This is a genomic window from Pseudobythopirellula maris, from assembly GCF_007859945.1.
In the GTDB taxonomy this organism is placed as follows: Bacteria; Planctomycetota; Planctomycetia; order Pirellulales; family Lacipirellulaceae; genus Pseudobythopirellula; species Pseudobythopirellula maris.
Genome location: NZ_SJPQ01000002.1, coordinates 547,521 through 568,616, shown reverse-complemented (window position 1 = coordinate 568,616; position 21,096 = coordinate 547,521). Strand labels below are relative to the sequence as shown.

16 protein-coding genes are annotated in these 21,096 nt (G+C 66.7%); 9 read left to right on the top strand and 7 right to left on the bottom strand.

Annotation, left to right across the window (positions count from 1 at the left end; genetic code table 11):
* Positions 1 to 65: 65 nt before the first annotated feature.
* From Mal64_RS09985 to Mal64_RS09975, 3 genes are all read right to left on the bottom strand, one after another.
* A complete protein-coding gene (locus Mal64_RS09985) occupies positions 66 to 470 on the bottom strand; it encodes a hypothetical protein (RefSeq protein ID WP_146399665.1) in 405 nt (134 codons plus the stop codon).
* A 333-nt stretch (positions 471 to 803) separates the two neighbouring features.
* Positions 804 to 4,685, bottom strand: a complete 3,882-nt coding sequence (locus Mal64_RS09980) for an AAA family ATPase (protein WP_146399663.1) — start codon at positions 4,683 to 4,685, stop codon at positions 804 to 806.
* A complete protein-coding gene (locus Mal64_RS09975) occupies positions 4,682 to 5,911 on the bottom strand; it encodes a metallophosphoesterase family protein (protein WP_146399661.1) in 1,230 nt (409 codons plus the stop codon). Before Mal64_RS09975 ends, Mal64_RS09980 begins: the two co-directional genes overlap by 4 nt.
* A 342-nt stretch (positions 5,912 to 6,253) precedes the next feature.
* Between Mal64_RS09975 and Mal64_RS09970 the strand changes: the two genes are divergently transcribed.
* Positions 6,254 to 6,748 carry a YiiD C-terminal domain-containing protein gene (locus Mal64_RS09970; RefSeq protein ID WP_146399659.1) on the top strand — a complete coding sequence of 165 codons (495 nt, stop codon included), beginning with the start codon at positions 6,254 to 6,256 and terminating at the stop codon, positions 6,746 to 6,748.
* Positions 6,749 to 7,035: 287 nt separating this feature from the next.
* Entirely contained in the window at positions 7,036 to 7,512 is a 477-nt protein-coding gene (locus tag Mal64_RS09965) for an Hsp20/alpha crystallin family protein (RefSeq protein WP_146399657.1), read from the top strand.
* 87 nt (positions 7,513 to 7,599) lie between these two features.
* Here Mal64_RS09965 and Mal64_RS09960 read toward each other — a convergent pair whose 3' ends face one another.
* A complete protein-coding gene (locus tag Mal64_RS09960; protein WP_146399654.1) occupies positions 7,600 to 8,253 on the bottom strand; it encodes a hypothetical protein in 654 nt (217 codons plus the stop codon).
* A gap of 76 nt (positions 8,254 to 8,329) precedes the next feature.
* Positions 8,330 to 9,946 carry an OprO/OprP family phosphate-selective porin gene (locus Mal64_RS09955; RefSeq protein WP_231993647.1) on the bottom strand — a complete coding sequence of 539 codons (1,617 nt, stop codon included), beginning with the start codon at positions 9,944 to 9,946 and terminating at the stop codon, positions 8,330 to 8,332.
* A gap of 426 nt (positions 9,947 to 10,372) precedes the next feature.
* Between Mal64_RS09955 and Mal64_RS09950 the strand changes: the two genes are divergently transcribed.
* Both Mal64_RS09950 and Mal64_RS09945 read left to right on the top strand, forming a co-directional pair.
* Entirely contained in the window at positions 10,373 to 11,029 is a 657-nt protein-coding gene (locus Mal64_RS09950; protein ID WP_146399651.1) for a hypothetical protein, read from the top strand.
* Between the two features lie 117 nt (positions 11,030 to 11,146).
* Positions 11,147 to 11,881, top strand: a complete 735-nt coding sequence (locus Mal64_RS09945; protein ID WP_146399649.1) for a hypothetical protein — start codon at positions 11,147 to 11,149, stop codon at positions 11,879 to 11,881.
* A 61-nt stretch (positions 11,882 to 11,942) separates the two neighbouring features.
* On the opposite strand, the gene Mal64_RS09940 is transcribed toward Mal64_RS09945, so the two are convergent.
* A complete protein-coding gene (locus tag Mal64_RS09940; RefSeq protein WP_146399647.1) occupies positions 11,943 to 12,398 on the bottom strand; it encodes a hypothetical protein in 456 nt (151 codons plus the stop codon).
* Positions 12,388 to 13,500, bottom strand: a complete 1,113-nt coding sequence (locus tag Mal64_RS09935; RefSeq protein WP_146399645.1) for a DUF1559 domain-containing protein — start codon at positions 13,498 to 13,500, stop codon at positions 12,388 to 12,390. The genes Mal64_RS09940 and Mal64_RS09935 overlap by 11 nt, the downstream gene beginning before the upstream one ends.
* Positions 13,501 to 13,984: 484 nt before the next feature.
* Between Mal64_RS09935 and Mal64_RS09930 the strand changes: the two genes are divergently transcribed.
* The 5 genes from Mal64_RS09930 to lptB all read left to right on the top strand — a co-directional run bounded on the left by Mal64_RS09930 (position 13,985) and on the right by lptB (position 20,609).
* Complete coding sequence (locus Mal64_RS09930; protein WP_146399643.1) at positions 13,985 to 15,313, top strand: hypothetical protein; 1,329 nt, start codon at positions 13,985 to 13,987, stop codon at positions 15,311 to 15,313.
* A 58-nt stretch (positions 15,314 to 15,371) separates the two neighbouring features.
* On the top strand, positions 15,372 to 16,358 hold the full coding sequence (galE, locus tag Mal64_RS09925; RefSeq protein ID WP_146399641.1) for a UDP-glucose 4-epimerase GalE: 987 nt from the start codon (positions 15,372 to 15,374) through the stop codon (positions 16,356 to 16,358).
* 39 nt (positions 16,359 to 16,397) lie between these two features.
* Positions 16,398 to 17,597, top strand: coding sequence for a S26 family signal peptidase (locus tag Mal64_RS09920; protein ID WP_146399639.1), 1,200 nt, complete (start codon positions 16,398 to 16,400; stop codon positions 17,595 to 17,597).
* A 219-nt stretch (positions 17,598 to 17,816) separates the two neighbouring features.
* Positions 17,817 to 19,802, top strand: coding sequence for a signal peptidase I (lepB, locus tag Mal64_RS09915; RefSeq protein WP_146399637.1), 1,986 nt, complete (start codon positions 17,817 to 17,819; stop codon positions 19,800 to 19,802).
* A 63-nt stretch (positions 19,803 to 19,865) separates the two neighbouring features.
* Positions 19,866 to 20,609, top strand: coding sequence for an LPS export ABC transporter ATP-binding protein (gene lptB, locus Mal64_RS09910; protein WP_146399634.1), 744 nt, complete (start codon positions 19,866 to 19,868; stop codon positions 20,607 to 20,609).
* Positions 20,610 to 21,096: the final 487 nt, after the last annotated feature.

The window sequence follows — 21,096 nt, the reverse complement described above, 5'->3', positions numbered from 1 at the left end:
GGGCAGGCGTCCAACCGACCCCACCATTCTACTCACGGGCGTCGCCGGTCAACTGCAGCCGCTGGTCAGGCCCTCTTGCGGATACGCACGACGTAGTAATCTTCTTCATCATCCACGCGATCTAAAGCGTGGCCGGTGAAGAAAATCGAATAAGTTCCGGGCTCTACGGTGTACTCGTCGAATAGCTCGCGCGGCCAGCCGTAAACGCCAATCTTGCCTGTCGGTACTTCGATGAACGTCTCGACTTCAAACTCCGAGGGATCCTGGTGCGGCGGGGCCTCGTCGTCCGGACCACATGCAATGACTCTGGACGTGATGTCACCTTCCGGACAAAGAGCGGCGATGTTGCGAAGCGTGTTGTGCCGCTGAGCAATGTGCTCATCGGTCCAATTCTCGGGCGCGTCAGGATCAATGCCTGCGTCCGCCACGTAGAACTGTCGGTATCCGGAATATACCTCGAATGACTTCATGGGCCATAACTATTTTATGGGATGTCCAGCGTAACACCTGTAGGCTGCAACGTTGTCAACCTAACGCTCCGGCATCAGAACGCTGTAAGTTCGTAGGGTGGGTGGTTCTGCCGCCAATCGGCTTCGCCAAGCTTTTGACTCTGTGCGGCGGGTTCACCCCCCTTTACCCGCGACGGCGAAGGTGGGTGAACCTGTCAGCGGCCGCGTCGATCGGACGGGCTCTGTCTCCCGTCGCCGACAGGACTACCGCCCATCGAACCTACGAGCAGAAGCAGCTCCTAGGAAAAGCAACAACCGTGCCTCGGTTTGACTACAGCAAGCCGTCAAGCAACCTCACCGCCCGTCGCCGCCGTCCCACAGCAGCTCTTCCATCACGCTGCGGTTCTCGTCGAGCCGGTACTCGGCCTCGGCTTCGGCGAGCCAGGAGTCGCCGTTGGGGTATGGGCTTTCCTCTTCGTACGGCGTTTCGTGTCGCTCGGGGGCCGTGAGCGGAAGCTCTTGTTCGGCCCGTGGCGCCCGCTGACCACCCACGCGGGCGTACTCGACCTCGACCGGTTCGCCGGGCGGATCGAGCGGGCGCTCTTCGCGCTCGGCCCAGTCGATCGGCGTCTCTAGGTACTCGGCGACGGTTGTCTCGAGCTCGAGCTCGGTCTCGACGGGTTCCGTAAACGGCTCTGCTTCGCTTTCGACTTCGACCACCTCGGTCGTGGTGACGGTGCGAACGCGGGTCGGGGGCTCGAGGTCCTCGTACACCGCAGCCACGTAGGCGGGCGCCGGCTCTTCGATGACGGGTTCAACGGGCGCGGGCTCTTCGACGACTTCCTCGGCGATCTCTTCGACGACTTCCTCGATCAGATCCTCATTGGGCTCCGCTGGGGTCTCTTCGGTGATCGCCTCTTCGAGCGGTTCGGGCTCGAGCGGCTCCTCGCCGGCGTAGCGGTTCGGCAGGCGGCGGCAGTCGGTTCCCAGTTCGCGGAACATCTCCCACACGTGCTCGTGGCACGTGAACAGCAGCAACTGGTGACCCTGGCGGGCGAAGTCGGTGAGCACGCGGGCGGCGGCCTTGGCGCGGCCCGCGTCGAAGTTCACCAGCACGTCGTCGAGGATCATCGGCAGCTGCACCCCGCGGCGGGCGTACATCGCCACGATCGCCATCCGCACCGAGAGGAACAACTGCTCACGCGTGCCGCGGCTGAGGTTCTCCACGGGGATCGACCGTCCCTCGTGGTCCTCGACAATGAGCACATCATCGGCCAGCGGGGTCCAGACCCGCGGGTAACGCCCGGCGGTGAGTTTGTTGAGGTGCTTGGAGGCCTCGACGAGCGTCTCCGGCTGGCGGTTCGCCTCGTAGTCGCTGCGGATCAGCTCGAGCATTTGGCCCACCGCCGCCCGCTCGCGCCAGCGGTCGCGGACCCGCTCGATCTGCGCCTCGACCAGGTCGAGTTCGACCCGCTTGTCGGCGAGCGACGTGTCGTCGATCATCGCGCGGCGCTGCTCCTCGAGCGACCCGCGGCGGGCGAGCGTTTCTTGCAGTCGCGACTCGAGCGCGGCGTGCTCGTCGGTCAGTTCGTCGAACATGCGGTCGAGCCGCAGGATCTGCTCGGCGCCCAGCAGCTCGGCGTAGTCTTCTTCGCTGCTCTTGGGGCCGATTGCGGCGGCGATCTCGCGGGTGAGCCGCTCGCGGCGCTCGACCAGCCGCGAGGCCTCGGCCAACTCGTCGGCGAGCTGGCGGAACTCTTCTTCGCTCTCGACCGAGGCGGCGAGGAACATCGCCTCACGCTGCTCTTCGAGCCGCTGCGACGCCTTGCCGTGCTTGTGCTGCTTGATCTTGAGCTGCTTGCTGCGCTCGATGAGTTTCTTGCGGTGGTCGATGCGCGACTGTTGCAGGCGCCGCTCGCTCAGCAGGTGCTCGAGCTGGGGGACCGGGCCGGCGGGCTCCTCGGCGTCGGTCAGCAGGACGAGATCGGCCTCCTCGGCGAGCGCCGTGATGCGGTCGACGATCCGTTCGTGCTCACGCTGGCGGTGGTCGGCCTCTTCGCGGCGCAGGACGGCGCGCGACTCGAGCTCCTCGAGTTGCTGACGCTGGGCGACGAGCAGCGTGAGGTCGCTCGGGCTCATCCGGTCGCTCAGGCCGAGCGAGCGGAGCGCTGAACGCCACTCCTTCTCGGCGGCGGCCTGCTCTTCTTCGGCTTCGGTGAGGAACCGCCCCGATTCCTCGACCTGCTGGTTCGCCCGGCGGCGTTCGGTCTCCACGGGCAGCATCTTCTCGAGCTCGTCGAGGTGCCGCTCGGCGTGCTGCAGCCGCGAGGCGACAGCGCCCTGCTGCAGCGGCAGCTCGTCGTTCAGCAGGTCGAGCTCGCGCTCGGCTTCCTTCAGCTCGCGCTCGGCGATCTCCGCCTCACGCTCGCACGATTCGAGGCTCTCGGCCGCGTTGTCGCTCACGAAGAAGTAGAGCAACGGCGGGGCGCCCATCGCCACCAGGCCGAGCAGCGTCATGAAGCCGCCCGGCTCGGCCGACGCGCTGACGAACGGGTAAGCGACCATCATCGCGCCGGCGACCGACACGCCCAGCAGCAGCAGGTACGGCTCGATCGGCATCAGCTGCCGGTCGGCTAGGTCACGCTGTCGCCGCTCGACGTCGCGGATCTGGCGCCGCAGTTGCTCGGCCTTCTGCTCGGCCTTCTGCCGCGTGCGGAGCTGGGCCACCAGGTCGCCCGCCTCTTCGATGTCGGTCGGCAGGCCGAGCTTGTCGCCCGAGGTGAGGGTCGACTCGATCTGGGACGAGTACTTCAGCTCGGCGCCACGCTTGTTGTCGAGGTCGCGTCGCGCCTCGGTGACGGTCTCGCGCGCCGACTCGAGGGCCGCCGCCTTCGGGGTGAGCCGCTCGATGAGGTCTTCTTCGGGCAGGGCCGCGGCTTGGCCGGCCGACTTGCGACGCGGCGTGCTCTCGCGACGGGAAGACGAGGCTTCGTCCTCGCGGAGGTCGACACGGTTGCGACGCTCGCTCTTCTCGCGGCGGGCACGGCGCTCTTCGCGGCTCTCGCTGTCGCGGTCGGTGGACCGTTCCTCGCGCCGCTTGCGACGCGGCTCTTCGTCGTCGGTCGTCCGCGGCTCGTCGCGACGCCACAGCCGTCCCAGCCGCGTCCGCTCGGCGGCGAGCAGCGCCTCGACACGGTCGGCCTCGGAGCAGGCTTCGGCGATCTGGCGCTCGAGCGACACGAGCCACTCCTGCTGCTCGCCGAGGGCGTCGAGCCGGCAGCAACTGCGGCGCAGCGCGTCGTTGACGCCGAGCTCTTGGACCTCCTCGTGGAGCTGCTTGCGTTGGCCACGCAAGATCGCCCGCTGACGCTCGTGCTCCTCGATCTGCTCGTTGAGCTCGTCGAGCTGGCCGATGGCGTTCGAGCCCAGCTGGTGCAGCCCGGCGAAGCGGACCAACTCTTCGGAAACACGCTCGCGGTCGGCCCAGCGGGGTTTCAGGTCGCGGGCGATCTCGAGCCGCCGCACGCGCGCCTCGAGCTCCTTGATCTCGCTCTTGAGCTGCCCGGCCTGGGCGTCGGCCTCGGCCACTTCGATCGAGAGCTTCGACCACGCCCGGCTCGACAGGGTCAGCTCGCCGATGTCGTTCTGCAGCCGCTCGCGCTTGGCGAGCAGCTCGGCCGCCTCCGATGGTTTGCCCGGTTCGTCGAGCAAGCGGCGGCGGCTCTTGTGCAGGCCTTGGATCACGTCGTACAGCGACACGCTGTCGAGGCCCGAGGTGAGCCGGTAGATCCACATCGCCGCCTCGGCGCCCTCGAGCGCGCCGAGCTCGTTGATCTCGTCCAGCCCGACCGAGAAGACGTTGTTGTAAGTCCGCTCGTCGACCCCCTCGAGCCCCTCGCGCAGCAGGCGGTCGCCGTGCTCTTCGCCGTCGGGCAGCCGCACGACGACGCGGCCGCGGTCGTCGACGCCGCGCTCGATGTGCCGCAGCGCGTCGAACGGTCCGTCGTCGCCCGCCAGGCCGAGCCTGCCGCCCGGCTTGCCGCCGCCCAGCGGGGGCAGGTACTGCTCGCGCCGTTCGGCGCCCAGGCCGTAGAACATCGCCCGCAGGAAATTGAGCAGCGTTGTCTTGCCGGCCTCGTTGGGGCCGTAGAACACGGTCACCTCGGGCGAGAGGCGCCGCAGCTCGAGGCCGGTCCAAACGCCGAAGCCGTCGACTTGCAGGTCGGTGAGTTTCATCGCTCGCCCTCCGTCATCAGGGCGACGCCGAGTTTGGCGGCGCGGTTGTACAGGTCGTCACGCTCTTCGTGGTCGCGGTCTTTGGCGAAGTCGGCGAGCGAAGGATCGGGCAGCGGCTTGGGGAGCATGTCGCCAAGGTCCAAGACGAACGCCTCGTTGCGCCGCAGCACCCCGGTTTGTCGCAGCAGGTCGCCGAGGATCGTCTCTTGGTCGAGCAGCTCGAGCGGCGGCTCGTACGGGTCGTGGCAGGCGAGCGCGTAGCTCCAGCAGTATTGGCTGTTGAGATTCGTGCGGCCTTGCAAGTCGGCGAGCAACTCGCCGGCCAAGCCTTCCTCACGCAGTTCGACCACCAACGGGCCGGCGCCGTGCAAACGCCAGGTGACCAGCAGGTCGACCCCCTTGGTCTTGGCCACGAGCTTGTCGAGCCGTTCGCGGAGCCGCGACTTGAGCTGGTCGGCGGTCGTGCCGGCCGTGAACTCGAGCGACTCCTCGGCCCAGCGGATCGAGTCGGTCGCGACGAACCGTGTCTTTGTTTTGCCCTCCTCGTCGACCTGCACCACGGTGCAGCCCGAGGGGCCCGCCTCGCGCGGGTTGCGGCCCTGCGGCGAGCCGGCGAAGTGGGCGACGCCCGGCTCGTGGTCCACGGTGGCGCGACGCACGCGTCCGCCCAGGGCCATGTAGTCGACGCGGTCCCCTTCCTTGCCCGCGGCGTCGCTCGTGCCGTAGGCGACACCCACGGTGAAATTGCCGTGCGCGTCGCGGTGGAAACCGCTGGCGTCGATCTCGGCGTCTTCGGGCCGGCTGACGCCCTGCACGACGGCGATCGTTTGGCCGTTGCGCACCAGCGGGTGCGTGTCGACACGGCCGGCGGGGAAGACCGTGACATTCTCCGGCAGCGGCGTCGATCTCGGCCAGGCGCTCGGCGGGTCGAGCCGGCCGCCGGCCCAGAAGACCGGCACGCCGTGGTTCTCGAGCCGCTTGAATCGCTCGACGAGAAACACGAGTTCGCGCGGGGCGCACGCTCGCAAGTCGATCACGTCGCCCGACAGGAGCAACGCGTCGGCGTTCTCGGTGAGCACGCAATCGAAAACGCGGTCGGCCGCCTCGAGCGGCGCGTCGCGCAGCCGCGTGCGCATCGCGTCGGGCGCGCCGGCGAGTCCATACAGGGGGCGGTCGATCCGTAGGTCGCTGGCGTGGACCAGCCGCAGGGGTTGCCGCGGGGCCATCCCGTGCCTCCTTGCCGGTGGGGTCGTGTCGTCGGGCGTTTGTCGCCTCGCGGCCCGTCGGAAATGATGGGGCAAGCGCTGCGAGCGGGGCTGTCGCCGCACTCGCACGAGGTCCGCACAATTTACCCAGAGTGGCCGCTCACTCCAACTTCAGCTTTCCCAACTTCCGCAGATTCTTGCCGCGGCCTGCCGCGGCAAGGGGGCAGCGGGCCAATCGATGTGGCAGCAGGCGCCCGGAGGCGGCCCTCTGTGAACGCTATGGAGACAGCCCACGCGATCGGATAGCATCGGGTGCTTCTCTATTCGACCTCGTTAGCCCCCGTTTCGACGACACGCTCCCCGATGCCCGAGACCACCACGCAAACGGCCAGAGCGGCCCTTCTGACCGATCTGGAACGGCTGATCCGGGCGGAAATCCCCGTCACCGAGCACATGGACGTGCGTGTCCAGCGGCGTGACGCCACGGGGCTTTGGGTGGCGATGCCGCTCGCGCCGAACCGCAATCCCCACGCCACCGCCTTTGCAGGCAGTCTCAACACGCTCTGCACCGTGGCGGGCTGGGGCATGACCTACTTGTTGATGCAGGAGTATGGCTTGGCGGGGACCATCGTCATCCGCCGCAGCTCGATCAAGTACCACGAGCCGATCGAGACCACGACCGTGGCGGCCCGTTGCCGGGTGGTGGCCGAAGTCGACCGCTCGCACTTCGTCGAAATGCTCACCGAAAAAGGGCAGGCGAAGCTCGACCACTTCGTCGAGATCACCGGGCAGTCGGAGGACCGCCCAGCGGTCTTGTTTGCCGGTTCTTACGTGGTCACAGCCGCTTCGCAGGGCTGACGCTCGACGGGCGCCATAATGGCGCCCTTGGGGTGTGTTCTCCTCGGCCGCAACCGGGGTTGCGGCTGCCAATATGGCTGCATTGACGTGCTTCGCCGTTTCTTAACATTCCGTAAGCGATTGATAGGCAATGGTTTAGGTCTTTAGTGGGAGATTGGCGCCGGTCTTGCATTAAGAGGTGTTGAAAGCCTGTCGCGACCGGCTGGGTTACCTCGGCCGGCAATTCAGCAGTCACGCCCCGCCGAACAGGGGCGATCAATACCCCCATTCGATAGGAGAGCCACACCATGTCCCACACAACCCCCACAAACCGAGTTAGCAATTACCTCCCCACGGGCCCGATGGCCGACGTCGACAGCCTGCTCCGGCAGTTCTTCGGCCCGGTCACATCGCAGGTCGCCACCGCGGTGCGCGGCGGGCTGCCTGTCTCCGCCTGGGAAGAGGGCGACCGGCTGCGGCTGGAGTTTGACGCCCCCGGCGTGACGGAGGAGCACGTCGAGATCACTTTCGACAAGGGAGAGCTGAGCGTCTCGGTCGAACGGCCGACGCCCGCTCTGCCTGAGCCGCAGGACGAAGAGAGTCAACCGACCCGCACGCCGCTCTTCAACGAGCGTACGTTCGGCAAGACGGTGCGACGGCTCTCGCTGCCCGAGACGGTTGACCCCGACACGATCGAGGCGTCGCTGACCGACGGCGTGCTGAGCGTGTCGATCGCCAAGCGGCCCGAGGCGCAGCCCAAGCGGATCGAGATCCGCCGCGGCTAAGCCGGAGAGGCAACTCGGACCGGCAACGAAAAAACCCCGCGGTGACCTTGGTCGCCGCGGGGTTTGTTATTTGTCGTAGCTAACAGCTCACGGCTCACAACAGGTCGAGCAGCACTCGCCGCAGCAGCCCGATCCGCCGCAGCAGCCATCGGGGCAACAAGCGGGCAGCCGGCGGACTTCCCACTTGTACTCGCACTTAGTGACCTCACAGGTCTCCTTTTTAAGATCGCGCACGCAGCGGACCTTGCAGCCCCACGGCGAGAGGCAACTGAGCTTGTCGTTGCAGCAGAGAGGCGGGCACGACTCGCAGTCGCAGTCCATGTCGCAGCAGCAACCGTCGCAGCCGCAAGTCGGTTCGCAACAACCGGCGCCGCAACCACACGCGTCGGCACAGCACGCCTCGCTACAACACCCGTCGGAGCAGCAGTCGCCGCATTTATTCTTGTCGAGCCAGCTGAAAAGAGTCAGCTTGCTGCCGCCGCACTGCCAGGGGAATCGCACGGGCGGCACGCAGACCTTCTCGCACTCGATTTCCCAGCAGTGCTTCTCGACCGTCACCTCTTCGGCTTCGGCGTAGCAGGTGTCGCTGCCGCACGCGTCGCACGACGCGGAACAGGCGGGCTCATTCCAGCAAACCGGCTGCAAGAGTTCGTTCTTGTCGGCCGCGTCAGCGGACGCGGTTCCCAATGCCAGGGCTGCAACCACAGCCGCGACGAACAGTCGAATGGGGTTTGTTTTCATGAATGCGTCTCTCCCCCGTAGGGGCGTAGGTGGTTGGTGTTGGTGGGGTCCCGGCGTTGTGTCGATGGGCGGCGACTCAGAAGTCGACCATCACCCGCGTGCCGACGATCTGGTACGTGCCGTGGACCGGGGCGCCGACGGGGGCGTTGTCGGCGTTCTCTTCGATGTCGCCGTAGATGTAGTTGAATTGCATGCGGGCGTAGGGGGTCCAGTGCCAGTTGAGCCCCAGCGTGACGCTCTCGCCGACGCCTCCTTGGATGTCTTGGTCGCTGAAGTCGGCGTACGACCAGCGGACCGCCACCTGCCAGGCGCCGAGGCCGTAGCCGTGGCCCGCGCCACTGCAGCGGTCGACGAGGAAGAAGTTCTCGAACGGCTTGACGCGACCGAGGGTGCCGCTCTTGCGCTCCCACGGGATGTGCTCGCCGGTCAGGAAGTACGACAGGTAGACGTAGCCGCCGTGGAAGTCGAGCTCGTCGCCGGCGTTGCGGTCGAGCCACAGACGCTGGTACTCGCCCACGAGCTGCGTGGGGCCGATGTTCACAAGGCCCTCGAGAGCGAGCAAGGAGTAATCGTCGGCGCCGGCGATCACGCCGGTGTCGAGCCAACGCTGGTCGGTGCGGGCCTCGGGGCGGTGGCGGAACCGGGCCTCGTTGATCCCCGAGTCGGCGAAGTTGTCGGCCGCCGCGTTCCCATCGGTGTCGGCCCACGTGCCGGCCAAGGCCCAGTGGGCGTAGCCGCGGCCGCCGGACGATTCGTCGTACCAGATCGTGTTGGCCAACCGCCCGGCGATCTGCCCCTGCAAGTGGTCGCTGACGTAGTTCCCCTCGTCCTGGATCAGGCGTTGATTGAACACGCCGTACCGCCAGTTCCACGCCTCGTCATCGGACAAGCCGTACGAGCAAACCCCAAAACGCCGAGCGTCTTGGTTGATCGCCTCGATGACGAACGGGCGCTCGATAAACACGTTGTAGCGGCTGCTGTTGAGGTGGTCCAAACCGTAAGGGCGTTTCTGATTGCCGATGAGCACCGTGTGCAACCAACTCATGTCGTCCCAGCCGAGGTAGGCGTCGCGGAACTCGGGGTTGCTGCCGCCGGCGAACTCCATCTCGATCTTGTAGAGCATGTTGTACGGCAGCTTGCCCTTCACGCCGAAACGCATGCGGCGGAAACCGAGGCGGTCTTGCGGCGTGACCGCCGGGTCGCCCGACTCGAACCCGTTCACGCCCGCGCTCGATTCGGGGAAGTTCCACATGTCGGCGTGGATGCGGCCGTTGACTTTCATCGTGGCGCCGCTGTGTCCCGACTGCGCGTAGCCCTTGAGGCTCTTCTTCAGCGCGGCGTTCTCGTCGGCGAGGCCGGCGTACTTTTCTTCCAGGGCGGCGAGCCGTTGGTCGTACGCCGCGAAGTCGCCCGCCGGCTCGACGGCTGCGGCCAGCGCGATCGAGTCGTAGGGGGTCTGTCGATCATCGCCGGGCGCGTCGCCGCTCGTGGGCAGCCGGCGCGGCTCGTCGTCCAGCGGCGGAGTAGCCGTTGGCGAAGCCGCTTCGGGCGCCGCAGTGGGCGCCTTATGGTCGGGGGGCGTCTGGCCCAGGGTTGTCTGTGTGGCGACAGCAGCGAACAACATTGCCGCGGCCAGATAAGCGAGAGAGCTCGCGGGCGTGCCGCGGCGGGCGCGCAGGGCGGATAAGGTCATCTGGTAGCGCTTCCTTGCGATTGTGTCCGGGGAGAGAGCTCCCCATAGGCCTTGCCATCGTGCTCGCCATCCTGGCGAACACTCCCCCATAGCGGACCCTGCTGATGAGAGTCGACTTTCATCGGAAGCCAGCTAAACCTCGAAGGGCGCTATCCCTCGTTGGTACGACGCGATCGAAAGGAATTACCGGCACATCAGCTACAGCCGGCATATCCGGAAAAGTCGGCAGGCGATTCAGGCTTGCAGGTTAGACTGGTGCGTGAAGCCGCAGGTGCGAGGTCGGCTTACACCACCTTTCACACCATTTGCGCTTCAGGTTCATTCAATCTTAATACGCTGGCCAGATACTCCTCCAACTGCCTGGGGCGGTTTTCTATTCCCACCTTACCCGTCCCCCCAATTACTTCCCTTCCTGGAGTCGACCTCATGAAGAAGATTGCTCTGACGTTCTGCGCCCTTCTGGCGCTCGCGGCGCCCGCCCGCGCCGCTTTCGACCTGCAGATCACCGAGATCTGGCCCGGCAACGAGCCCGGTTCGAACCTCACCGACGACTGGTTCGAGGTGACGAACTACGGCGACATGGCCTGGGTGGCCGCCACCGATGGCGACCTGTACTTCGACGACGAGTCGCAGGACGTTGGCGACGCCTCGATCCTCGCGGGTGTCGCTTCGATCGCCCCGGGCGAGTCGGCCGTCTTTGTCGACACCGACGACCTCACCGAATTCTACTCTGTTTGGTCGAACCTGCAGCTGTGGCAGGTCGGCACGCACGGCGGCAAGGGCCTCGGCCAAGGCGGCGACGGCGTGACGCTGTTCCTGTCGACCGGCGTCCCCACCGGTATCGAGAACATCATTGACTTCGAGGTCTACCCGGACGCCGAATTGAACGGCGGCCAGTCGTACGACGTGACGCTCGGCGCGTTCAGCACCGTGGGCAACGCGAATGGCGCCAGCATGTCGGCCGTCGCCAACGACGAGGGGCAGTTCGCCATCGCCTCGATCGGCGTGCCCGTGCCCGAGCCGACCGCCGCTCTGCTCGCCGCTCTGGCCACGTGCGGCCTCGCCGTCGCCCGCCGCCGCTGAGTAGCTCCGGGCCCCCAACGGACCCGGTCTGGTTTCAGGGGCCGTGCGACCCATCGGTCGCACGGCCCTCTTTTTTTAGCCACTAATTCTAAGTCACACCTAAGAAAGCTACGTCTAATGACGCGACTGACGATAGCGACCGCAGCAATCGCACTACTCGTTCTCCCCGCCTGTGCCGCCCAGGCCGAGCGGTTCCAGTTCGGCTCGAACGCCAACGGCGTTTCGGGTCTCACCACAGCGACGGTCACCGAGGGGCCCGCGACGATGACCCTTGCCGCCGCCCCTTATGGCGCGGTGTTCAACGAGGCCAGTTCTTCGGGACTGGGCCTCAACAGCCGCGCTATCGCCGGCGTGACCGACAACTCGAACGACAAGTTCGACGTGCTCGGCGGCGCCGCGGCGGGCGAGGGCGAGTCGATCACCTTCTCGTTCGACCAGCCCGGCTACATCACGATGCTCGACTTCGACGGCGTGAAGGACGAGAGCTTCGAGTTCTTTTACCTCACGATTCCGGGCGGCGAGGTGTGGTCGATCTTCGACTCGCAGATTGGCTTGCGTCTGAAAGACATCGGTGAGATCGCTGAGCCGAACGTCACGCTGCTGACCGAGGCCGGAGCGGCGGACGACGACCTGTTCGACCTCCACATCCCGTTCCAAGCGGGCGAGGTGTTCACGCTCCAGTACAGCGAGTACTTCCCGGACGCCTCGAACTGGGCCGACGGCTTCACGCCGTTCGAGGGCAACGGCTCGAAGTTCCAGGGCCTCGAGGCCACGTTCGTGCCCGAGCCGACCGCGGGTCTGCTCGGCCTCATTGGGCTGGCCTGGGGCGCGCTGGCCATGCGGCGGGTATGAGTCGAGCGACTCTCGGGATAGTGGCTCGCGGGCGCGGCCATTGGTAAGTGCGCCCGCGGGCCTAGTCTCGCTTCATGCCGCGCTGTTGGAGCAGTTCGGTCGTCAGTTCGATGTCGAACTCGTTCTGCTTGCCGGGCTCGACAACGAGCCGCTGCGGCCATGTGATCCGCTCGACTTGGAGCCGCTGGCCCGACTCGGAGTCGGGCTCCGAGTTGATCACCGTGACGGTGTGCTTGGCGACCACCGCGCCGTCCTCGGCGCCGTAGGTGCTCACGTCGTAGCGGCCCTCGGGCCCGATCACGCCGAAGCCTGTCTTGCCCGCCTTGAGGCCGCCGCCCGCCGCCTTGGGGGCGAACATCACTTTGCCAGTGGTGAGGGGCTCGCCGTCGAGCGTAACAACACCGCCTGTCGGCGCGACCTCGAACTCGGGTTTGCTGCAACCGCTTGTCAGCACCAGTCCCAGGGCTAGCAGGCCGACCATCGGTTTGCCATAGCCGGTCATCAGATCAAAGGGCATCGAACGCCTCGCTATCCATGCGGTCGCCTAACAAGCGGTAGATACGTTGGTCGGTCGCATCGGTGAGGAAGTGGACCGAGCCGTCCACAAAAGCGAAGAAGGCGCCTCCCTGGTGCGCGCTGTAGGCGCAGTCGTCGTTGGGGACCAAGTCCTCGAGGTCCTCGGCGAGCGGGAAGCTGAGCCCGGGCGGGAGGTTGCAGTTGATCACGTCGAGTGTCTTGAAGAGCACCGCCCCGTCCTCGAAGTCCGAGCCGATCCACACCGGGAAGCTGCCGTGGTCGATGAAGTAGGCCGCCTCGCCCGCGGCGATCGTTTTACTCGTGCCGTCCGTCACGTTGGCGATGCGGATCTGTTTGAAAGGCTCCTTGGAGATCAGCTCATCGACGTCGTCGCCGTTGTAATCGGCGAAGCACGAACCTGCGTTTAGGGCTTCTTCTTTACGCATGTACATGCCGCGGTCGCAAAACCCCCGTGAGGCTTTGTAATGCGAAGTCCCATAGCCCGAGGTATTCAGGGGACCGCTCACGCTGTTTCCGAAGTAAGCGGCCTCGGGCTTGCGCTCGGGCAGCACCGCGGTGGGGCAGAGGAAGGTGCTGATCACCGTGTCGGCGCCCGGCAGGGGATTGCTCGCGCCAGCCAGGGCGATCTTGACAAAGAAGAAGGGCTTCCAGGGGTCCTTAAGGCCGCTGATGCCGTTGTTCGCCAGGGCGTCGTAGGTGGGCTGTTCCTCGATGAACGGAAGGATGCGCGTGGCCCAGCCGAGCCCGTCCTCCGGTGTGTACAACCCGGAGCCGCCGGCCTCCTTGATGTCTGAGTCGCTGCCGGAGTAGAGCCCGGCGGGGAATTTCCCGTCTGTGTCGTGCGCCATCAGCAGGGCGAGGCCGATCTGCTTGAGATTGTTCGAGCAGAGCGAACGCCGCGCCGCCTCGCGCGCCGACTGCACCGCCGGCAGCAGCAATGCGACGAGGATCCCAATGATGGCGATCACCACGAGCAACTCGACAAGCGTGAAGCCCCGGCGCGGACCTCGGGACTCTCGTGTTGAAGCCGTAGCGGCTTGTGGGGTGCGCAAAGGTAGCGTGGTCGTCAACGAGTGGGGCATAACCAAAGACTCCGTGCCTAGCGGGCAGGCGTGCGGTCGAGCGGGGGACCGGCAGACACACAATTCCGGCGGCGTGTGCTATGTCCGGCAGCGTGTGTCACGCGTGTTTTCGTAGCGTAGAGATTGCTTTGCGGGCTGACAATTCGCGACGGGCAATCTTCATCAAGACTTAACCAGTCCTTCGTCGGGGGTTCATAAAACTCTGCCAAAACTTAGCTCGGAACAACTGCGCGCTTGCGCTCCCGGTTTGTTCCGCCCCTCCCGGTTCGCACTCGGCTGCTTCCTGATGAACTGCTGCTTTTTCTGAGCAGACCCTTCGGACGAAAGACCGAGTCGATTGCCGGCCCGCCGTGCGGTCCAAGCGACAACGCGGCTCCCGTTTTCCAACTGCGGCAGACCGCCTCGCACCGACGCCCCGCCTGCGGACCGCGTTCATCCGAGACCGGCAACACGCCCCCGCCTCGCACTCCCCCCTCTGAAGAGCATGACAACCGACTGCTTTGCGACCTCTTCCCGCTTGTACAGCCTGTTGCTAGGGGCGGCGTTAGCCTGCTTGGCGCCCGCGGCTGAAGGTCTCTACATCAATGAGATCTTCTACGATCCGACCGCTAGTTCGGGCGGCGTTGAGGAACGCGACGAGTACATCGAGCTGCGCGGCGAGCCGAACGCCCCGCTCGATAATCATTACCTGATCTTCATCGAGAACGAGAACAACCTCGAGAACGAGGGATTCGCCGGGACGATCGAGAACATCTTCGACATGAACGGCATGACGCTCGGCTCGAACGGCTTCCTCGTTTACCGAGGCGCCGGCCAGGCGGGCGCCAACGATCCTAGCCGCTACTCGGTGCACCCCGACGCCACCGACCTGATCAACACCGGCACGGGCGCGGGCTACGGCTCGGGCGACACGAGCACGATCGGCGCCTCCGACCTTGAGGACGACGGCGTCACCGAGAACGGCGGCTTCACGGCGATGATCGTCCACAACGTGTCCGGCTCGGCGCCGGAGCTTGGCTTCGACCTCGACGTGGGCAACGATGGCCTCGACCTGCCGACCGGCCAAGAGGGCTGGGAGATCCTCGACGCGATCGGCGTCTACGAGGCGCGTGAGACGCTGTACGGCAGGACCTACGCCAAGGTCAATTACGGGGTCGAGAACGTCGGCGATCGCATCTTCTTCGAGGGGGGTATCCGCACCGTCGATCCCGGCCTCGAGCCCGACGCCGTTTACTACGGGGTGGGCTACGAGATCGAGCACATCGCGCGGTGGGGCAACTCGACCGGCCAGACGGACGACGACTGGCACATCTTCAATACCACCAGCAATCCGGGAACGGGCGCGCTGAGCCCCTCGCAGCTGCCGGACGGCGCGCCGATCGATTGGCGTATGTCGCGCCCCGACCCGCACGCCACCTCCGACGGCGATCCCAACACGCCGCCCACCCAGAACGGCACGATCGAGTCGACCAAACCGGTCCCGTACGGCATCCGCATGACGGACAACATCGGAGCGCCCAACTACATCACCGGCGACTACAACGGCGACGGCTACGTCAACGCGGCCGACTTCACCGTCTGGCGTGACGCGCTCGGCGAGACCGCCACGGAGTTCGCCCATCACCCGGCCGACGGCAACCACGACTTCGTTGTCGACATGGACGACTACGACCTGTGGGTCGCGAACTTCGGCTCGCCCGGCGTTTCGGCGCCCGCCCCGGCCGTGGGGATCTCGACGCCCGAGCCCGGCTCGGCCTTGCTGGCCGTGATTGGCCTCGCAATCGGCGTCGTCTCGCGTCGCAGCCGCGACTGACGCCTCCCCTTGGGCCGCCCCCCTCGCCACACGGCGAGCGGGGCGGCACAATCGGGGCATGAATATTCTCGTCACCGGCGGCGCCGGCTACATCGGATCGCACGCCGTCAAGCACCTCACCGCCTGCGGCCACTCGGTCTGGGTCTTCGACAACTTGGTCTACGGCCACCGCGAAGCGGTCGACGCCGAGCGGCTCATCGAGGGCGACCTCCTCGACGGGGCGCTCGTCGAGAGCGTGCTCCGAGAGCACCAGATCGAGGCGGTCATGCACTTCGCCGCCTACGCCTACGTGGGCGAGTCGGTCACCGACCCCGGCAAGTACTACCACAACAACATCGTCGGCACGATCTCGCTGCTCGAGGCGATGCGCCGGGCGGGCGTCGAGCGGATTGTCTTCTCCAGCACCTGCGCCACCTACGGCGTGCCCAACCAGGTGCCGATCCCCGAAGACCACCCACAGTCGCCGATCAACCCGTACGGCTACACCAAGCTGGTGATCGAGCAGGCGCTCGAGGACTACCGACACGCCTACGGCTGGGGCTACGCCGCGCTGAGGTACTTCAACGCCTCGGGCGCTGCGGCCGACGGGTCGATCGGGGAGGACCACTCGCCCGAGACCCATCTCATCCCGCTCATCCTCGAGGTGGCGCTCGGCAAACGGGAGCACATCTCGGTGTTCGGTACCGACTACCCAACGCCCGACGGCTCTTGCATCCGCGACTACATCCACGTGGACGACTTGGCCGCCGCGCACCTGGCGGCGCTTGAGAAACTCGAGCCCGGCTCCGCGATCCGCTGCAACCTCGGCACCGGCACGGGGGTGAGTGTCCGCGAGGTGATCGCCGCCTGCGAGCGAGCGACGGGCAAGCCGATCAAGGTCGTTGAAGGGCCACGCCGCGAGGGCGACCCGCCCGAGCTGGTCGCCGACCCGGCCGGCGCCCTGGCGGCGATCGGATGGCGGGCCGAGCACACCGACATCGAGGCGCTCGTCGCCTCGGCTTGGCGCTGGCACAAAGAGCACCCGAACGGTTACGCCGGCGGCTAGCGCCCACGAGCCTTTTTTCACCAGCCGGAGCTCTCCCTGATGCGACGCGCGGTCGAGTTCGCCATCGGCGCCGTTTGTCTGGCGGTATTGGTGCGGGCCTTCCTCGTCTTGGGGTGGGTCGAGCCGGTGCGTGTAACGGGCTCTTCGATGGCCCCCACGCTGCGTGGCGCCCACATCGATGTTGCCTGTCCCGCCTGCGCGGCCGTGTTCACCGCCGCCATCGAGACTCGCCTTGGTCACGGCCACGCGTGCCCCCAATGCGGTGAAGGAGCGCTCGTCGCCAGCGGCGCGCCCCTGCCGGGCGACCGGTTGGTGGTTGATCGGCTCGCGTCGCTCGATCGCTGGGACATGGTCGTGTTCCACGAGCCGCCGCACGCCTCGCGGCTCGCAGTGAAACGTGTGCTCGGCTTGCCGGGCGAGCGAGTGACGATCGACGAGGGCGACCTGTGGGTCGAGGGCGTTCGCTTGACGAAGTCGCTCGCCGATCAGTTGCGGGTCCGCATCCCGATGAGCGCGGCGCAGGCCGATTGGCGAGCCGATTGCGTGGCGTGGCGCCCACAGGGCGGCGACTGGTTGTTCGCGCCGATTGCAGAGAGGCCGTCCGCCGAGCTGAGTTACCAGCCGCCGGGCGGCGAGGTGAACGACGATCTCACCGACAACCTCGCCGTGTCGCGTCGCCTGGAGCGGGTCGACGATCGGATGCTCTGCTTCACGCTGCACGCGACGGAGGGCGCCCAGGTGCAGATCGCGTTTGGCGGCGCCGCGAGCTTTGCTGTTCAGTTCGATGCAGCGAATGGATGCGTCCGGCTGCTTGACGCGCAAGGCGAGCCGCTCGGCGAGGCGCCGCTGCCCCCGGGCGAGCGCTTGCCGATCGTCTGCTCGTCGTTCGACCGCCAAGCGTTGGTGGCGGTGGGCGACGAAGCGCTGCTGCGGGCGGCGCTTGCCCCGCCTGGGGGAAACGGTCAGTTCGCCCACCCTGCCGGGCAGCGGCTCGCCGTGTCGGCTTGGGGCGGGACGGTGGAGTTGGGGAACCTAAAGGTCCATCGCGACATCTATTACCAGGGGGCCCCTGCTGGCGCCGCGAGCGTGGCGGAGCCGGCATCCTGGCGGTTGGGCCCGGACGAGCTTTTTGTCGTCGGCGACAACCAGGCCGTTTCGCTCGACAGCCGCAGCTGGGCGTCGGGTCCCGGGTTGCCGCGGCGGCTGGTCATCGGCCGAGCAGCCAAGCCCAGCAGGTGAGCGGAGTCGCAAACAACCGCGACGCCAGCAATGAAAAATGAGCCGGGGGCGTGAGCCCCCGGTGTGGAGCGTGTACCCGTGCCCTCCGGGGGCTTATGCCCCCGGCTCGCCCCCCCAGACCCCGCCGTGAGCCCGTGTTACGCCGCACCGGCTTTTTCCGCTATAGTTCCCTTCCCCCACGGGCCCAGGCGGGCCCCCACCACGCGTCCCGAGCCCTTCATGGCGAAAAAAAAGAAACGTAAGAAGTCGCAGGCCCCGCCCGTGCCGACCACCGCTTCGCTCAAAGAGGCGGCCCGTCAGGCGAAGAGCGACGCCAAGCCGCGATCGTCCGGCAACCAGTCGACGCGTGAGACGATCGAAGGTCTCGTCGTGGCGGTCGTGCTGGCGCTGCTGTTCCGCACATTCATCGCCGAGATGTTCGTCATCCCGACCGGCTCGATGGCCCCCACGCTGATGGGCCGCCACAAAGACGTCAACTGCGACCAGTGCGGCGAGCGGTTTCGGGTGAACGCCAGCGACGAGGAGGGCGCCGTCGTCCAGCAGGCCCTGAGCGGCCGCGACCGGCGCGGGCGCCCCATCAATGCGATCACCGCCCGCGGTTTGATCCAAAGCCAAGCATGCGTCGGCGGCGCCTGCCCGGTCTGTCGCTACGTCACGCCCTTCGAGTCCGCAGCGCTCCCCAACACGCTGCCCGAGGCCAGCGGCCCGGAGAAGAGCGAACATTCTTACAGCGGCGACCGCGTTCTGGTGAACAAGCTGCTATACCAGTTCGCCGAGCCCGAGCGCTGGGACGTGATCGTCTTCAAGTTCCCGGGCAACGCAACGACGAACTACATCAAGCGGCTGGTCGGCCTGCCGGGCGAAACGGTCCGGATCCGCCACGGCGATCTCCACATGCTCCCGCCAGACGCGGCCGAAGCCGAAGGCGCCGAGGACGACGGTTTCGAGATCGCCTCCAAGCCCCCCAAGACCGTGCTCGCCATGCGCCAACTGGTGCACGACACCGACCACGATCCCGCGTCGCTCTACCGCGCCGGTTGGCCGCTCCGCTGGTCGGCCACGGCCGAAGGAGATGGTTGGTCGGTCGAGGCCGAGGAAGACGGGATCGCCGTGAGCCAGGCGTACCGCGGCGAGGCTTCGGCCACGACCGCTTGGCTGCGTTACCGGCACACGCCTCCCAACGACGAAGTGTGGCGTCCGATCCGCCGCGGCGAGCCGCTCGCCGAGACCGAGCCGGCGCCCTCGCTGGTGACGGACTTCACGGCGTACAACGCCAAGGTGCTACGCAGCGATCTGAACCGGGGGGGCGACCTCTCGCTGCAACCATTCTACGACCGCGATATCGGCAAGGTTGGCGTGCACTGGGTCGGCGACTTGAGCATCGACGCCGAACTCGCGATCGAGTCGCCCACCGGCCAGCTGGCGATCGACCTCGTCGAGGCGGGCGCCCATTGCACGGCCACGATCGACATCGCCACCGGCAAGGCGACCCTGTCCTTGCGGCCGCCGGGCGCCGACGCACCCTACGAAGGCTTCGCCCCCTCGGCCGACACGCCGATCCGCGGCGCGGGCAGCCACTCGCTCACGTTCGCCAACGTCGACGACCGGCTCACGCTGTGGGTCGACGGCGAAGTCGTGCTCAGCGAGTCTTACACCGATGTGGAGGGCCTCGGCGAGTTGCTGGCCGACACGCCACAAACGGGCGACAACGACCTGGGCGATCTGGCCCCGGCCGGCGTAGGCCTGACCGACGCCAAGGCGACCATCACCCGCATGGCGGTGTGGCGCGACACCTACTACTTGGCCGACAGTTCCGAACGCGGCGACCGGGTGATAGTTACCGACTTCGATAAGAGCGTGATCGGGCGTGAGTACGGCGGCCAATGGTTGAAGTCGATCGCCTCGGCGCCCAGCCAGCCCGAGCTGTGGGACGTGTACGACAGCCGCCGCACCGTCGAGTTCCCGCTCCAGGAAGACCAGTTCTTCGTCATGGGCGACAACAGCCCCGAGAGCCTCGACGCCCGCCTTTGGTCCGAAGGCAGCGGCCGCGACCTGGGTAAGCCCGGGGGGGCGTACCTCGAGCGTCCTCAGCTGATTGGCAAGGCGGTTTGCGTTTACTGGCCGCACTCTTGGTACTCGGTGCCGATGACCGGGCGCCGCATCCCCGCATGGCCGAACTTCGGCGACATGCGAATGATTCGATAGACAGGGTCTCCCCTCCTCCCGTGGGTAGGGGAACAAGTTCACCACGCAAGGAAGCGTCCTCTCATGCCTCTTCTAGAAGCCCACGGGCTGGTCAAGTCGTTCGGCCGTCGGCGTGTGGTCGACGGCGTCGAGTTCGAGGTCGAGGCGGGCGAGATCGTCGGCCTGCTCGGCCCCAATGGCGCCGGCAAGACAACCTCGTTCCGCATGACCTGCGGCATGACCGCGCCAGACGCCGGCACGGTCCGCCTGGGCGAGCGCGACGTGACGAATTGGCCGATGTTCCGCCGCGCGAAAGAGGGCGGCATGGGCTACCTCGCCCAAGAGTCGAGCGTCTTCCGCAAGCTCTCGGTGCAGAACAACCTGCTCGGCGTGATGGAGATGCTCGGCATGAACCGCACCACGCGCCGCCGGCGCTGCGAGGAGCTGATGGAGCAGTTCGGCATCACCAAGCTGCGGCGCAGCCGAGCGATGGCGCTCTCGGGCGGCGAGCGGCGCCGGCTGGAGATCGCCCGTTGCCTGGTCTCCGAGCCCAAGATCATCTTGCTCGACGAGCCGTTCACAGGCATCGACCCGGTGACGATCGACAGCATCCAAGAGATCGTCCGCGACCTGCGCTCGCGCGGCATCTCGATCTTGATCACCGACCACCAGGTGCGTGAGACGCTCGAGATCACCGACCGCAGCTACGTGGTGAAGGCGGGCCGAGTGCTTTGCCACGGCACCCCGCGCGAGGTGCTCGCCAACCCCGAGGCCCGCAAGCACTACTTTGGCGACGGCATGGACGTGAGCCTAGGCGGCGCCGCCTGAGGCGCGTCGTGTTTGCTCCGGGCGCGACGGAGGGGATTCTGCCAGCTCTTCCGCCTCGCCTCGGGACCGATAAAGCACGTCCGGACTCTCGCCCTTTTGCTCGCTTGTGTACCGCCACTGCCCCGAAGCGGGCTGCGCCTCGGCGGCCTAGCGGCGCCCGCCTAGCAGCGTGCTTGGCCCAAAAGTATTTTTAAGCTCGCCGCGCCCTCCCTCTCAGAAGACTTGCGGCGAGCAAGAGCGGAGAAACGGTGGCAATAAACGCAGCGATCGGGGGACGGATGGCGAGTGAACTCCGCATGATCGCAACCGGCTCGCCAGCAATGCCCCCCTGCGGCGCCCGATTATCTTGATAACACTCCGATCGCGAAATTTCTGCAATCGTTCTTGGGCCAATGTGGCGTAGCCGTTTTTATGCCAAAGCGATTTTGTCGCAACGCACAGGGGGGCTATGGGTTAGCCCCTCGCGAAGGAGGCCGATGGCGACCGA